At 38.5% G+C, this 14858-nt stretch carries 12 protein-coding genes; 8 read left to right on the top strand and 4 right to left on the bottom strand.

Annotated elements, in window-relative coordinates; genetic code table 11:
- Nucleotides 1-83: 83 nt before the first annotated feature.
- From ABS768_RS10005 to ABS768_RS09995, 3 genes are all read left to right on the top strand, one after another.
- On the top strand, nt 84-944 hold the full coding sequence (locus tag ABS768_RS10005) for an MBL fold metallo-hydrolase (protein ID WP_408074825.1): 861 nt from the start codon (nt 84-86) through the stop codon (nt 942-944).
- Nucleotides 945-1016: 72 nt separating this feature from the next.
- Nucleotides 1017-2636 carry a S8 family peptidase gene (locus ABS768_RS10000; protein ID WP_408074824.1) on the top strand — a complete coding sequence of 540 codons (1620 nt, stop codon included), beginning with the start codon at nt 1017-1019 and terminating at the stop codon, nt 2634-2636.
- A gap of 59 nt (nt 2637-2695) precedes the next feature.
- Nucleotides 2696-4588 carry a M1 family metallopeptidase gene (locus ABS768_RS09995; protein WP_408074823.1) on the top strand — a complete coding sequence of 631 codons (1893 nt, stop codon included), beginning with the start codon at nt 2696-2698 and terminating at the stop codon, nt 4586-4588.
- Between the two features lie 417 nt (nt 4589-5005).
- Here the strand turns inward: ABS768_RS09995 and ABS768_RS09990 are convergent, their stop codons facing one another.
- On the bottom strand, nt 5006-5704 hold the full coding sequence (locus tag ABS768_RS09990; protein WP_408074822.1) for a S24 family peptidase: 699 nt from the start codon (nt 5702-5704) through the stop codon (nt 5006-5008).
- Between the two features lie 93 nt (nt 5705-5797).
- Here ABS768_RS09990 and rnpA point away from each other — a divergent pair, with 93 nt between their 5' ends.
- The 5 genes from rnpA (at nt 5798) to ABS768_RS09965 (ending at nt 11655) form a co-directional block, all read left to right on the top strand.
- Nucleotides 5798-6184: a ribonuclease P protein component gene (gene rnpA, locus ABS768_RS09985; RefSeq protein ID WP_408074821.1), complete on the top strand. Its 387-nt coding sequence runs from the start codon at nt 5798-5800 to the stop codon at nt 6182-6184.
- Nucleotides 6185-6251: 67 nt separating this feature from the next.
- Nucleotides 6252-7094, top strand: coding sequence for a DUF4349 domain-containing protein (locus ABS768_RS09980; RefSeq protein WP_408074820.1), 843 nt, complete (start codon nt 6252-6254; stop codon nt 7092-7094).
- A 4-nt stretch (nt 7095-7098) separates the two neighbouring features.
- Complete coding sequence (locus ABS768_RS09975; RefSeq protein ID WP_408074819.1) at nt 7099-8736, top strand: S41 family peptidase; 1638 nt, start codon at nt 7099-7101, stop codon at nt 8734-8736.
- A 165-nt stretch (nt 8737-8901) separates the two neighbouring features.
- Nucleotides 8902-10827, top strand: coding sequence for a KUP/HAK/KT family potassium transporter (locus tag ABS768_RS09970; RefSeq protein WP_408074853.1), 1926 nt, complete (start codon nt 8902-8904; stop codon nt 10825-10827).
- Nucleotides 10828-10836: 9 nt separating this feature from the next.
- A complete protein-coding gene (locus ABS768_RS09965; RefSeq protein ID WP_408074818.1) occupies nt 10837-11655 on the top strand; it encodes an OmpA family protein in 819 nt (272 codons plus the stop codon).
- Nucleotides 11656-11658: 3 nt separating this feature from the next.
- Here ABS768_RS09965 and ABS768_RS09960 read toward each other — a convergent pair whose 3' ends face one another.
- Genes ABS768_RS09960 through ABS768_RS09950 form a run of 3 tightly spaced genes read right to left on the bottom strand, consistent with a single transcriptional unit; the run spans nt 11659 to nt 14813 of the window.
- Nucleotides 11659-12111, bottom strand: coding sequence for a GNAT family N-acetyltransferase (locus ABS768_RS09960; RefSeq protein ID WP_408074817.1), 453 nt, complete (start codon nt 12109-12111; stop codon nt 11659-11661).
- Nucleotides 12108-13082, bottom strand: coding sequence for a DUF4837 family protein (locus ABS768_RS09955; RefSeq protein WP_408074816.1), 975 nt, complete (start codon nt 13080-13082; stop codon nt 12108-12110). Before ABS768_RS09955 ends, ABS768_RS09960 begins: the two co-directional genes overlap by 4 nt.
- A gap of 9 nt (nt 13083-13091) precedes the next feature.
- Nucleotides 13092-14813 carry a LysM peptidoglycan-binding domain-containing protein gene (locus ABS768_RS09950; RefSeq protein ID WP_408074815.1) on the bottom strand — a complete coding sequence of 574 codons (1722 nt, stop codon included), beginning with the start codon at nt 14811-14813 and terminating at the stop codon, nt 13092-13094.
- Between the last annotated feature and the right edge of the window lie 45 nt (nt 14814-14858).

Below are 14858 nucleotides of genomic sequence, written 5' to 3'. Positions count from 1 at the left end.
TTTTCTCTTTATTGCATTATAAGCAACAGTTATAACGATATGTGGGCTTAAATTAGTAATTTGGCACCTCTAAACTTAATACAATGAAATTATACCCAATAGAAAGCGGCAATTTTAAGCTTGACGGAGGGGCTATGTTTGGCGTTGTTCCTAAAACAATATGGAACAGGACAAACCCGGCAGATACCAACAATCTTATTGATATTGCTGCAAGATGTCTTTTGATTGAAGACGGTAACAGACTGATTTTGATAGATACAGGAATGGGAAATAAGCAAAGTGAAAAGTTTTTTGGCTACTATTCGCTTTGGGGAGACCATAGTATAGACAAGTCCCTTGCAAAATACGGCTTTCACAGAGATGATATTACCGATGTGTTCATGACACACCTGCATTTTGACCATTGTGGCGGAAGCGTACAGTGGAATAAGGAGCGTACCGGATATGAGGTTGCTTTTAAAAATGCCAACTTCTGGACAAACGATAATCACTGGGAATGGGCTACAAAACCTAATGCCCGTGAAAAGGCTTCTTTCCTTAAGGAAAATATTATTCCGATACAGGAAAGCGGACAGCTTAAGTTTATTAACCGCCCTAATGGTGACTATTTAGACCAATGTGAGCTGGGCTTTGGTATCTTTTTTGCAGACGGACATACCGAAAAACAAATGATTCCGCATATAAATTATAACGGTAAAACCATTGTTTTCATGGCCGATTTGCTTCCTACTGCGGGGCATATTCCATTACCGTATGTTATGGGGTATGATACCCGCCCGTTATTAACACTCGATGAGAAGGCAAAGTTTATGAATACCGCCGCCGATAACGGTTATTATTTATTCCTGGAGCACGACGCTCACAATGAAATAATTACAGTACAGCATACCGAAAAAGGTGTGCGCCTTAAAGACGTATACAAGTTTAGTGATATACTAATTTAATGTTAATCGTGATTTTTGTGTAACAAAATCAGGATACATTAGACCTATTTAAAAAATTAAATAAAACGAATTATGAAGTTCAAGTCAATTTACCTGTCAGCTGCCCTGGCTTTATTTCTGGCAAGCTGCGGTTCATCTAAAAAAATTACGGCAACCCCGCTTGCCATCAATACTACTATCACAGCTAAGAAAGCTGACCTTACTGATACAGAAGAAAAACGTTGGAGTCATTTAGACCTGTTTAATGATACCATTCCGGGAATGAGTGTAGACAGGGCTTACAGCACTCTTTTACAAGGAAGAAAAGCCACTAAAATCATTGTTGGTGTAGTAGATTCAGGTGTGGATATTGAACATCCGGACCTTCAGGGAGTTATTTGGACCAATCCTAAAGAAATTGCAGGAAACGGTATTGATGACGATAACAACGGATACATTGACGATATTCACGGATGGAACTTTTTAGGTGACATTAACCATGAAAACATGGAGTTCATCAGGATCCTTAAAAAAGGTGACGATGGTTCTGAAACCTACAAAAGAGCAAAAGCTAAATATGATGAAGAATACAACCAGGCACTTGCAGGCAAAATGCAAATGGACTTCATCCTGAAAGCCGATAAAAAATTCCAGGAACTTACAGGTAAGGAAAACTATACAGCCGAAGACCTAAAAGCTCTTGACTTAAAAGACCCTAGCCTAACCAGTGTTAGAAGTCAGTTTGTAATGATTCTAGCTCAAATTTCAAGAGAAGAACTTGCTAAAGAAGTTAACTCTGGTGTAGAGCACTACACAAATGAAATTGAATACCACCTTAACCTAAAATATAACGCTCGTGAAATTTTGGGTGACAACCCTGATGATTTCAACTCAAGAGGTTACGGTAATAACAATGTAATTGGCCCTGATAAAGAAGGTGCTAAACACGGTACACACGTTTCGGGTATCATCGCTCAGGTAAGAAACAACGGTATTGGTGGTGACGGTGTTGCCAGCGATGTTGTAGAAATTATGGCTGTAAGAGCTGTGCCGGATGGTGATGAGTATGATAAAGATGTTGCCCTGGCTATTCGTTATGCTGTAGACAACGGAGCTAAAGTAATTAACGGTAGTTTTGGTAAATACTTCTCTACACACAGTGACTGGGTATATGATGCAATTAAATATGCCGGAGAAAAAGATGTACTTATTGTTTGTGCTGCAGGTAACGAAGGTGCTTACCTTGACAAAAACGGAGGTGTAGAGCGTTACCCTAACGATAATATGGTTACTGGACCCGAATTTTCAGATAACTTTATCTGTATTGGTGCCCTTAACAATAAACTTACAGAAAAAGGTTTAGTAGCTCCTTTTTCTAACTACGGTAAAAATAACGTAGACGTATTTAGCCCTGGTATGAGAATTTATGCAACTACTCCTGATAATCATTATGAGTTCCTACAGGGTACATCTATGGCATCTCCAAATGCTGCAGGTGTAGCTGCACTTATCCGTGCTTACTACCCTAAACTTACTGCTTCTCAGGTTAAGCATATCCTTATGGATTCCGGCTTAGCTCCAAACATGCAGGTACAGGTAGGTGAAGGTGAAGATCAAAAAGTAATCATGTTCAGTGAGGCTTCAAAATCAGGTAAAATTGTAAATGCTTACAACGCCCTGATAATGGCCGATCAGATTTCAAGAGGAAAATAATTTTCATATAAATCAAATAAATGGAAGGGAAATTCCCTTCCATTTTTTATTTTAAGCCCATGAAAAAATCAGTATTATTCACACTTTTTGCCGTTTCGGGCCTGTTTGCCCAAAACAACAATCCTAACCCGGGTTACTGGCAACAGCACGTAGATTACAAAATGGACGTTTCCATGGACGTAAAAACCTATCGCTATACCGGAACACAGGAACTTGTTTATACTAACAACTCTCCCGATACGCTTCGCCGCGTATTTTATCATTTATACAACAATGCTTTCCAACCCGGAAGTGAGATGGATGCCAGGCTGCAAACCATAGCCGACCCGGACGGAAGAATGGTAAAAAGTTTTAAGAGAGGTGAAGAAACCATTAAGGAAAGCCGTATTAGCACCCTTACTCCAGATCAGATAGGTTTCCTAAACATATCTAATTTTAAACAGGATGGTTTAGAAGCCAAAACTATTGTTGAAGGTACTGTGCTGGAAGTGGATTTGGCTACCCCTTTACTACCGGGAAAATCAACAACTTTTAATTTGAGTTTTGAAGGGCAGGTGCCGGAACAGGTACGCCGTTCAGGAAGAAACTCTACCGAAGGTGTTGCACTTTCCATGACACAATGGTATCCTAAAATTGCTGAATACGATTTTGAAGGATGGCATGCCGACCCATACATTGGCCGTGAATTTCATGGTGTTTGGGGCGATTTTGATGTGAAAATTACGATTGATAAAAATTATACCATAGGCGGAACAGGATACCTGCAAAACAAAAACGAAATTGGTAAAGGTTATGAAGACGAAGGGGTAAAAGTTAAATACCCAAGAAAAACCAAGACACTTACCTGGCATTTTGTGGCACCAATGGTACACGATTTTGCATGGGGTGCCGATAAAGATTACATTCACGACAAAATTATAGGACCAAACGGTGTAGAACTGCATTTCTTCTATAAAGACAATCCGGAATATAACGAAAACTGGAAAAAACTTCAGCCTAAAACAGCCGAGCTTCTTGCTTTTTATAACGAAAACATAGGGCCTTATCCATACAAACAGTACTCTGTTGTTCAGGGTGGCGACGGTGGTATGGAATATGCCATGTGTACACTGATTACAGGTAACCGCAGCTACGGTAGCCTTGTAGGTGTAACTGCTCACGAATTTGCCCACTCATGGTTCCAGCATATTTTAGCCTCTAACGAGTCTAAGCACGAATGGATGGACGAAGGCTTTACTTCTTTCATTAGTGACCTTGCTATGGAAACCGTGTTGCCAAATGATAAAAAAGAAAAACAAGCACACCCTTGGACCGATTCCTATGCTAACTATTTTTACATGGTATCAACCGGTAAAGAACAGCCTTTAACTACGCATGCCGACAGGTATTCGCTTAATATGCTTTATGGTATATCGGCTTACAGTAAAGGAACAATCTTCCTTTCTCAGCTTATAGATGTTATAGGTCAGGAAAACCTAATGAAAACCATTAAACGTTATTATCACGACTATAAGTTTACCCACCCTACTCCGCTGGATATTATCCGTACGGCAGAAAAAGTATCGGGTGCCGAACTCGACTGGTATTTAACCGACTGGTGCCAAACCACAAATACTATTGATTATAGTATTAAAGATCTTGGCGAGAATGGTAACACTACAACAGTTACACTGGAGCGCTTAGGCATGATGCCAATGCCGCTGGACCTTATTGTGGCTTATGAAGACGGTACTCAGGAAACCTACTATGTACCGCTTACCTTAATGCATTATCAAAAAGACAACCCATACGCTAATTTAAAGCGTACAGTGCTTTCAAACTGGGACTGGGCACATACAACCTACCAGTTTACCATAAACAAGCCTAAATCGGCTATAAAAGTGATCATGATAGACCCTATGGAGCTCATGGCTGACATAAATAAGGAAAACAATATTTATGTAAAGCAATAAAACAAGAAAGCCCTGCAATTGCAGGGCTTTTTCATGATAACAAAAAAACCTCCGGAGAAATTAAACCCGGAGGTTTTTGAAACAGATAAATAGAATCAAAAAACTGCTTCTGTATAAATATATAGGCGCTAAAAATCAATCAACTAAAAGTGTGTTACGGTTATCCTGATTTTTAGCTGGTTCAGCCATATTATATTTCTTTATTCTTTAATACCGGTTTCAGTAAATGTTGTAATACCTCTCAGTATTACTATTAAAAAAAGCAATTATAATACCTTAATCCTTAAATCAGGAATAAAATATTATAAAACATTGGTTTTCAAAGCTTTAAATACAGTTGGTTTTAACCCTAAATAGAAAATATTGGGGAAAAATGAGTATAATTGTAGAAGGAAGGTGTGGATTTTTTGTAGAATATTAGTTCATGGCATTCATTCTGATAGAAGCCTTTACTAAAGCTAATGCTCTGATTTTTGAAAGCTCAACTTCTTTTTCCTGATGATGCCTGTTTTCACTAACCAGTTTTACCATGCCTGGCTCTTGTGAGCGTTGTATATATTTCACGGTGATGTACTCCTCTCCGTCCATATCAATACTTATCAGGTACATTTCGCCCCAAAAAATACCATTAACCATATCATTCACTTCCTTGTATAAAACAATATCCCCGCTTTTAAGTAATGGGTACATACTGTCTCCGGTAACATAAATCGCACCGTCACATTTTGGTAGATGCGGTATGGAAATATGGTCGGCCGGCGTTAATGCCTTATTATTACTGAATAACGGAACAAGACCGGCAACAGCCTCAAGATCATATAATGGTATTTGCTGCGATTCAATATTCCTGTCTGTTTTAAGTCGGTAAGTTTTAACTGTATCCGGTGTTGCAACTTCAACATCATTATTAAACATATCCCCTTCACCCGTTAATAACCATGACGGATTAAGATCAGGATATACTGAAAGAATTTTTTCAAGCACATTGGAGCCAATACTCTTCGAGTCTTTTACTGCTTTAGAAATGCTACCTCGGCTCACATCTATACTATTTTCAAAGGCATAGTAACTAACTCCCTTTGTTTCTATGTACTGTTTTAATCGATCAGAAACCATAATAATGTATTTTTTTCTTTTACAATATTAAGAAAATTTTCTTAATTATAGTTAAACTGAAGCTGTTTTAAAAAAATGTACCTTTGCCCCACTATGGAAAAAGGGAAGTTTACATATCCTAAAGAGGAAAAACTAAAAAGCAGGAACACAATAGACCTGATGTTTGCAGAAGGGCGTTCGGTTTCAAAATACCCTTTACGTCTGGTTTATGTACCCCTTCCCGAACATGAGCCGGGTCCTATAAAAATTGGGGTGTCGGTTTCCAAAAGGCATTTCAAAAAAGCTGTAGACAGAAACTATTTTAAACGCCTGCTTCGCGAAACCTACCGTCATAACAAACAAATATTACTTGAAAATCAGCCGCAACCTTATGCCTATATGCTGATGTACCAAACTAAAGACCGTTTATCTCTTGAGGAAATAAACACCAAAATGGTACAACTGTTTGAAAAATTCATTGCTCAGAATATACCACAATAACCTGTTTTTTAACATTTTGTAATATTTGTAAAGGTTTTTACGTTTTTAACAAAAAACACCTTTACTTATGAAAAAATTTCTTGCCATTTTTAGTTTCGCGGCTCTATTACTATCATGCAAAGAAACAGTCAAAGAAGCATATTATGATGAACTATCTGATGTAGAAGAGGTTCCTGCTCTAATGGCTTCGGCTCCATTAAGTCCAGAAAATTATAATAGCGATGAAATGTCGGGCTATATACAGGCAAAACAAACTGAAGCGAAAATTATTAAAACCGCTACCCTTCGTTTTGAAACACAAAACCTTGAAACTACTGCCGGCAATATAAAACAGGCTATTGGTAAATTTAATGGACAGGTACAAAGTGATGAAGAAAGAAATGAATATAATACGGTAAGCCGTTCCCTTACCATAAGAGTACCTTCAGGCTCTTTTGACAATTTTATTGACGAAATCAGTAAAGGTGTATCGTATTTTGACAGAAAAGAAATTTCATCCCGCGACGTTACCGAAGAGTATATTGATACCGAATCCCGGATAAAAACAAAAAAAGCACTGGAAGCACGCTATCTGGAACTACTTAAAAAAGCCAATAAAGTTTCGGAAATGCTGGAAATAGAAAAGGAGCTTTCGGAAATACGTGAGGAAATAGAGTCAAAACAGGCACGATTACAGTATTTGGAAAATCAGGTTTCATACAGCACGGTTTACATTTATTTTTACAAAACCGTTGCCGAAAAACAGGGTGCCACCGTATCTTATGGAGCAAAACTTGGTAATGCGCTTAAATCCGGATTTAACTCACTTTCAAGTTTCTTTATCGGTTTAATCCAAATTTGGCCTTTTATCCTTATTTTCGTAATTGTGTTTATTTTAATCAGAAGACGAATCAAAAGAAAAAAACAATAATATCATGCTATCCAAACTAAAAAGAAAATATGTTATCCCGGTAGTTGCAGTAGCTTTTCTGTTTGTTGGGGCAAGCTTTAAAAACGATTTCTTTGAAATCGCAAAGCAAATAGAAATATTTACCACCCTGTTTAAAACGGTTAACGTTAATTATGTAGACGAGACCAATCCCGGCGAACTTATGGATATTGCCATAAAAAATATGCTTGCCGATTTAGATCCTTACACTGTTTACTTTAACGAACAGGATGTAGCCAAATTCAAAATAAATAACACCGGCGAATATACCGGTATTGGTGCGCTTATTACCCGTAAAGATGGGAGGCTCATAATTAAGGAACCTTACAAGGATTATCCTGCCGATAAAGCCGGACTTAAAGCGGGAGATGAAATTATCCAGATTGGTGACGTTAACCTTGTAGACTTTAAAGAAGATGCCGGAGAACTTTTAAAAGGAACAAAAAATACCAGCATAGATATTAAATACCTGCGTCAGGGTAAAACATTAAACACAAAGCTGATACTTAGTGAGGTAGACCTTAATGCCGTGCCATATTATGCAATGGTAGATGCCACAACCGGATATATTGTACTTTCTCAGTTTAATGCAAAAGCATCATCTGAAACCAAAGAAGCTTTGCTTGATCTCAAAAAACAGGGAGCTACAAAAATCATACTTGACCTTAGGGGTAACCCGGGCGGATTATTGGGTGAAGCAGTAAACATTTGTAACCTGTTCCTGCCAAAAGATGAAACCATTGTAACCACAAAGTCTAAAAACGAAAAATACAATAATGTATACAAAACGCAGCGTGCTCCAATTGATACCGAGATTCCACTTGTGGTTATCGTAAACGGTAAAAGTGCCTCGGCTTCAGAGATTGTTTCGGGAGCACTTCAGGATTTAGATCGTGCTGTAGTTGTAGGTAGCAGGAGTTTCGGTAAAGGTTTGGTTCAGCGCCCGCTTGAGCTTACTTACGGAACACAGGTTAAGGTTACTATTTCACGTTATTATACTCCTTCAGGCCGTGGTATTCAGGCTCTTGATTATACTCATAAAGATGCCGATGGTAAAGCCATAAGAATAGACCAGAAAGATTATAATGCTTTTAAAACCCGCAACGGACGTACCGTTTATGATGGTGGTGGTATATTACCGGATGTGGTTATGGAAGAGAGTAAACAAAGCTCTATTGCCGATGCCCTACAGCGTAATGATGCTATTTTTAATTATGTGACTGATTATTACTACAAACACCCTAATCTTGGAACTACAATCCCCACATTTAGTGATGCCGACTATAATGGGTTCAAACAGTTTTTGAAAACAACCAATTTTGATTTTGATACAGAAACAGAAAGATCGCTTAAGGCTACTCTTGAAATAGCTAAAAAGGAAAAGGTAGACGAGACTATTGCCGCCGAATACAACCAGTTACTTGCCGCTCTTAAAAAGAGTGAAGAAAAGGAACTTGACCAGAACAAGGAAGAGATTAAAAAGCTGATTGTAGACGATATTATAACAAGATACCAATACAAAGAAGGTCTTTATAAATACTACACCACGAGCAATCCGGAGATTAAAAAAGCTACTGATTTACTCAATAATTCAGCCGAGTATAATAAAATTCTTTCAAAATAAAAGTCTGAAAATCCTCATACTTAATAGTATGGGGATTTTTTTTAGGTTAAATATCTCACATACATTTATTGATTTTTATAAAAACGTATACCTTTGCCGTTTTAATTTATTGTTATCGTGAGCAGTAGTCACAAACATTTGAACAAAGTAACCTTAGGCGGACTAATGGTTACTTTAGGTATTATTTACGGAGATATAGGTACGTCACCCCTGTATGTAATGAAAGCCATAATGGGCGAATTGCCTATACAGGAAGACATAGTACTTGGAGCGCTATCCTGTATATTCTGGACACTTACACTGCAAACCACGGTAAAATATGTTATACTTACTCTACAGGCAGACAACAAAGGGGAAGGTGGTATTTTCTCACTATACACCCTTGTAAAACGATTAAAAAAACGCGGACTTATCGTCCCTGCCATCATAGGGGGTAGTGCCCTGCTTGCCGATGGTATTATCACACCTCCCATCTCGGTTTCTTCTGCCATAGAGGGACTTCGTATTTACAATTCAGACATCGATACAGTACCTATCGTAATAGGTATTCTTTTCATACTATTTGCCATTCAGCGTTTTGGAACCAAACTGGTTGGTAAATTCTTTGGCCCAATGATGCTAATATGGTTTGGTATGCTGGGTATACTGGGTATTATACCACTTATGTCTAACATCGCTGTATTAAAAGCATTAAACCCATACTATGCTATACACCTGTTAAGTATTCATCATGAAGGCTTTTATGTATTGGGATTTGTTTTCCTGTGTACTACAGGAGCCGAAGCGCTTTACAGCGACATGGGGCACTGCGGACGCAGCAATATCAGGATAAGTTGGGCATTTGTAAAAAGTATGTTGGTTTTAAACTACTTCGGGCAGGGAGCTTATCTTATATCGCATTCGGGTAAAACCCTTTCACAATTAAGCAATAATGCCAACCCGGGTAACCCGTTCTATTTACTAATGCCAGACTGGTTTGTACCCGTTGGTATCGCCATTGCCACATCGGCAGCGGTTATCGCATCTCAGGCATTGATTAGCGGATCGTTTACGCTTATAAGTGAGGCCATGCGCCTTAACTTCTGGCCTAAAGTATCGGTTAAATTCCCTACAGAACTAAGAGGGCAACTGTACATACCATCGGTAAACTGGTTACTGTTTTTGGGTTGTGTGTTTGTGGTACTGCACTTTAGAGAATCAGGCAATATGGAAGCCGCCTACGGTTTGGCAATTGTACTTTGTATGATAATGACCACTACCCTTTTGGGCTACTATATGGTTATGAAACGTTACAACCCTATACTGATACTATTTACCGTAATGGTATATTTTTCAATAGAAATTTCGTTTTTTATTGCTAATATCAGTAAGTTTACACACGGAGGTTACGTGTCACTCATAATCGCCGGACTGCTTTCCACTATAATGGCAGTTTGGTTTACCGCTAAAAAGATACGTAGTGAATACACAGAATTCACGAAGATTGATAATTACAAAAGCGTATTGGCTGACCTGAGTAATGACAAGTCTATACCAAAATATGCAACCCACCTGGTATACTTAACCAATGCTCAGTTTAGCGATGAGATTGAATCGAAGATTATTTATTCGATATTACAGAAACGCCCTAAACGCGCCGATATTTACTGGTTTGTTCACGTAAACGTGGTAGACGAACCTTACCGTATGGACTATCGCGTTAGGGAAATAATAAAGGACGATGTGATAAGGGTTGACTTTTATCTTGGTTTCCGTGTGGCACCAAGGGTTAATCTTATGTTTAAAAACGTTGTAAAAGACATGGTGAAAAACGGAGAGGTAGATATTACCAGCCGTTATGAGTCCCTTAACCGTAACAATGTAATTGGTGATTTTAAGTTTGTGATTATCGAGAAGTTTCTGTCTTACGACAACGATTTGCCTTGGTATGAAAGAATTATTCTTGACATATACTTTATCCTTAAAAAGGTGAGCCTTTCAGAAGGACGTGCTTTCGGGCTGGACAACAGCTCGGTAAAAGTGGAGCAGTTCCCTATTGTAATTCACCCGCCTGAGGATTTGCATCTGACAAGAGTTGATGATCCTAACTAAAATTTACAAATGAAATCTTTTATCTGCATCTTACTTTTACTATTACTACCAAAAATCTCATTTTCACAGGAGGAACTTGTACATTCCGTTTACTTTGAATTTGATAAGTTTAACCTCGACGAAAAGCAGGCTAACGATGTAGTTAGCTTTATTACAGCGCTGGATACTACCCGTGTGGAAAGCATTCAGATTTTCGGTTACTGTGACGATCGTGGTAAAGACGAATATAACTACAAACTGTCTAACAACCGTGCTAATACGATTAAAGAGAAACTTGTTTCTAAAGGCATAAAAAATAAGATCATCGTAACTATTGAAGGTCGCGGCAGGATATTACTTGAAGAGGATATCGACAATGTATCGGAAGCACGTTCTAAAAACAGGCGTGTTGATGTACTGGTAAACTTCAAACCATTACCTCCTCCTCCATTAGACCCAGGGGTTTATGATGCCCTTAAACCGGAAATGGTTGTGGGTGACAGGATAATTTTACGCAATATTCTTTTTGACCGTGGCAGCAGTAAGCTAAAGCTGTCTACCCGTAAGGAACTGGATAAAATTGCACGCATACTGCACAAATACAAAAACCTGCAATTTGAAATACAGGGGCATGTTTGCTGTACGCCCACTTTCCAAAGGGAAGCAATAGATAAGGATACAAAAAAAAGAGAATTGTCTAAAAACCGAGCCTATGCGGTTTACAAATATCTTGTATCCAAAAAAATTCCGGCAAGGAGAATGTCTTATAAAGGCTACGGAAACACCCAGCCTTTGGGTAAAGGATCTGAATTTGACCGCCGTGTAGAGTTCCTTATCACAAAGACTTAAGTACTAAACAAAAGATAAATTCATTTCAATATGGGGAATGCCGTCTTCCAGATAGCCTTCCCCTTGTTGTATGAACCCGTGTGATTGATAAAACTTCTTTAGGTAAAGCTGTGCAGAGATAGTTACCTCTTTGGCATTGTAATGCGTTTTTATAGCCTGTAACGATTCTTTTATCAAATCATGGCCCCATTTACGGTCGCGATATTTTTCGCTTATTACAACTCTTCCTATTGAGGCGTTTTCAAAATAATCTCCGGGAGCAAACAAACGGGCATAAGCAACAACAGTATCATCAAATATTCCTAAAACGTGAATTGCCTTAGTGTCCTTACCGTCTACATCCTGATAAACGCAGTTTTGCTCCACTACAAATACTTCACTGCGCAATTGCAGGGATTTATATAGCTCAGTAAGAGAAAGCTCGTTAAATCGTTTTATTTTGAATATTGGCTTCATAGAAATTCGGCAGACCTGATTATAGACTCCAGTTCAACAATCAAATCCCTTTTAGGAGTAGACGGGCTGTATACAAACCCTTCGATTACAAAGTAGTCATTTTTGGCATTATCCCTAACGGCATAGTTTATAAACGGCCCCGACATGAATTCGTTTTCCATTTCCCAGTTACCGCGTGTTTCAAACAGCATTCTGTTTTTGTAGCTTGTAGTAAAAAAGTAAGGGGAATAGGCTTCTTCGGTAATCATGTAGGTATTCTTTTCCAGGCCGTGAATATATTTTCTGCCTATAGAATCCCTCATTTGAATAATGTTATTCAAAATGGTTTTGTCGTGTTCAATAGCACTAGCCGGTACCCTGTATATTAAAATACTGGTATTCCCGCCGGGAGTATCTTTTTTAAGCCAAAGAAAATCATGCCTGTTCATAGCAAAATCATAGCTTGTAGGAACGTTAATACATATCCCGAATTTTTCAAAAACCCCGTGGTTTACCAATCCTGTTTTGGCATTCCTCTTTTGATTCTCGTCAATTTCGGTTTCACGTATTTTCCTGACAATCTCATCAGTATGGATTTCTATGAGGAAAAGTAATTCTTCGGCAGTTTTGCCTCTTATGGTAAATATGTTTTGAGGAGAACAGTACCTGTTTGTTTTGAACTTAAAGGAATTTATGCTGTCTTTATCAATTACAATGATATTACGTCCTTTGGTAAGGCCTCCGTCAAAAATATTTTCGTTATACTGGTTTAAGGTAAACAGAGGTTCTTCCTGTGTAAGGCCTTCAACGGGAGCAGCCAGTTTTTTACGCAGGCTGTCGCCCACATCACCGTTCCACAGTTTATCGTCAATGATAATGGAAATTTCATTAATATCTCCTGAAGAACTGCTGCCATCACTGCTACTATCGCTATTACAGCTAATAATACACAGGATAAAAACAAAATTCAGTATTTGTTTTATTCCCGACATGAAATGCTTTTAATTTATACTGCTTACCTTAAGCTTCATTCCCGGCTTAATGTGTTCACCGCTAAGCTTATTCCAGTCTTTTAGGTTCTCTACTGTAACACCAGGGTGTTTTTTTGCGATACTGAAAAGCGAATCCCCTTTTTGAACTATGTATAAACGGGCTTCTTCATAAGCTGTTTTAGGTTTTTTAGTCTCCTTAACTGCTACTTTAGTTACAGGTGCTTTAAGAGCCTCTTCTACTTTTTCCTCAGCATTGGCAACCATTACTTCCTCGTCAACTTCAGTTGCTGCCACTTCGGTCTCTTCTGCCTTTTTAACCTCCGGTTTAGCCTCCACCTTTTTAGGCTTGGCCGTTTTTGCAGCTACAGCAGTTTCTTCCTTAGGCAGGTTAACAATTATTGTTTTGTGTATTTTAAGTTTTTGCCCGGCATAAATGGTATTACCTTTTACCCTGTTCCATTTTTTAAGATCGGATACCGAAACACCATATTTGTTTGCTATGGTTCCAAGTACGTCTCCTCTGCGAACAGTGTGGTATTTTGTGCTAACCTTGGTAGTTTTACCTATGCTGGCTAATGCTTCCTTATCCTGTTCATCAATAAAATAAGGTCTTTCTCTTTTCAGGTCTTCATAATCTACATAAGCATAAATTGCCTTTTCGTTAGAAGTGAATAACCCAATTTTGTCTTTAGGAAGCCTTAAATAATGTGGCTCATCCGCAACATAAGGGATAACATCCAGTTTGTATATCGGGTTAAGGAATTCCAGTTCCTCTACAGGTACATCCAGTAAATCGGCCACCTGTTTGAACGTCATTTTACGCTTTACCATAATGGTATCGGTTTCAAAATAAGTTACCGGAGCTTCGTTTGAGGTAATACCATGCTCTTTACCATATTCATAAATGTACATGGTAGCAAGGAAAGCCGGTACATAACCCTGAGTTTCCCTTGGCAGGTTTTTACGAATATTCCAGTAATTTTTTTGTCCGTTAGAGCGGCGTATAGCTTTGGTTACATTACCCGGTCCGGCATTATAAGAAGCGAGTACCAAATCCCAGTCGCCAAATATATTGTACAGGCTTGAAAGATACTGGCAAGCCGCCTCGGTAGCCTTTAAGGGATCACAACGCTCATCAACATATGAGTTTACTTCAAGGTTGTACTGCTTACCAGTAGGATACATAAACTGCCATAGCCCGGTAGCTCCTACCCTTGATTTTGCCCTCGGATTAAGTGCCGACTCAATTACAGCCAGGTACTTAATCTCGATAGGAACATCATATTTTGCCAGGTGCTCTTCAAACATAGGGAAATAGTACTGTGAAATGGCCATAAGTCGCGAAAAGCTTTTTGGCCTGTTTTTTAAGTACGATTTAATAATGTTTTCCAGCCCTTTGCTGTATTCAATATTAAACGGCGACTTGGCATCAAGCTCCTTAAGCCTTTGTTGTAACAGCTCTGTAGGTAACTCAAAAGCCACATCTTCATCAGGATTCACCATCTCAATATCTTCCTGCATGTCATCAAACAAATCAGTGTTTGTTAACTCCTTCATCCATAGGCTGTCAATGCATCTCAACTCGTCATGACGCACAAATCCTGATTTGATAGAATCCAAAAACGACATTTTGGTTACCGGCTTCAGTTGTACATCGGCCTCTGCACTTTCCTGTGCAAAAGCCCCGATTGATAATGCTGCTAACAGCAGAGACAATGTTCTTTTACTCATAATTTACTTGTTAAACCGTTATATTACAAATTGTTATAAAAATAA

This window comes from Flavobacterium rhizophilum, from assembly GCF_046000485.1.
Lineage (GTDB): Bacteria > Bacteroidota > Bacteroidia > Flavobacteriales > Flavobacteriaceae > Flavobacterium > Flavobacterium rhizophilum.
The sequence above is the reverse complement of the archived record's forward strand: the minus strand, read 5'-3'. Positions and strand labels throughout refer to the sequence as shown.

What these genes read in the sequence shown, in the direction of transcription:
- rnpA (WP_408074821.1), top strand. Translation starts at nt 5,798, where the DNA reads ATGGAAAAAGGGAAGTTTACATATCCTAAAGAGGAAAAACTAAAAAGC.
- ABS768_RS09995 (WP_408074823.1), top strand. Translation starts at nt 2,696, where the DNA reads ATGAAAAAATCAGTATTATTCACACTTTTTGCCGTTTCGGGCCTGTTT.
- ABS768_RS09965 (WP_408074818.1), top strand. Translation starts at nt 10,837, where the DNA reads ATGAAATCTTTTATCTGCATCTTACTTTTACTATTACTACCAAAAATC.
- ABS768_RS10000 (WP_408074824.1), top strand. Translation starts at nt 1,017, where the DNA reads ATGAAGTTCAAGTCAATTTACCTGTCAGCTGCCCTGGCTTTATTTCTG.
- ABS768_RS09990 (WP_408074822.1), bottom strand. Translation starts at nt 5,704, where the DNA reads ATGGTTTCTGATCGATTAAAACAGTACATAGAAACAAAGGGAGTTAGT.
- ABS768_RS09975 (WP_408074819.1), top strand. Translation starts at nt 7,099, where the DNA reads ATGCTATCCAAACTAAAAAGAAAATATGTTATCCCGGTAGTTGCAGTA.
- ABS768_RS09960 (WP_408074817.1), bottom strand. Translation starts at nt 12,111, where the DNA reads ATGAAGCCAATATTCAAAATAAAACGATTTAACGAGCTTTCTCTTACT.
- ABS768_RS10005 (WP_408074825.1), top strand. Translation starts at nt 84, where the DNA reads ATGAAATTATACCCAATAGAAAGCGGCAATTTTAAGCTTGACGGAGGG.
- ABS768_RS09950 (WP_408074815.1), bottom strand. Translation starts at nt 14,813, where the DNA reads ATGAGTAAAAGAACATTGTCTCTGCTGTTAGCAGCATTATCAATCGGG.
- ABS768_RS09970 (WP_408074853.1), top strand. Translation starts at nt 8,902, where the DNA reads ATGGTTACTTTAGGTATTATTTACGGAGATATAGGTACGTCACCCCTG.
- ABS768_RS09955 (WP_408074816.1), bottom strand. Translation starts at nt 13,082, where the DNA reads ATGTCGGGAATAAAACAAATACTGAATTTTGTTTTTATCCTGTGTATT.
- ABS768_RS09980 (WP_408074820.1), top strand. Translation starts at nt 6,252, where the DNA reads ATGAAAAAATTTCTTGCCATTTTTAGTTTCGCGGCTCTATTACTATCA.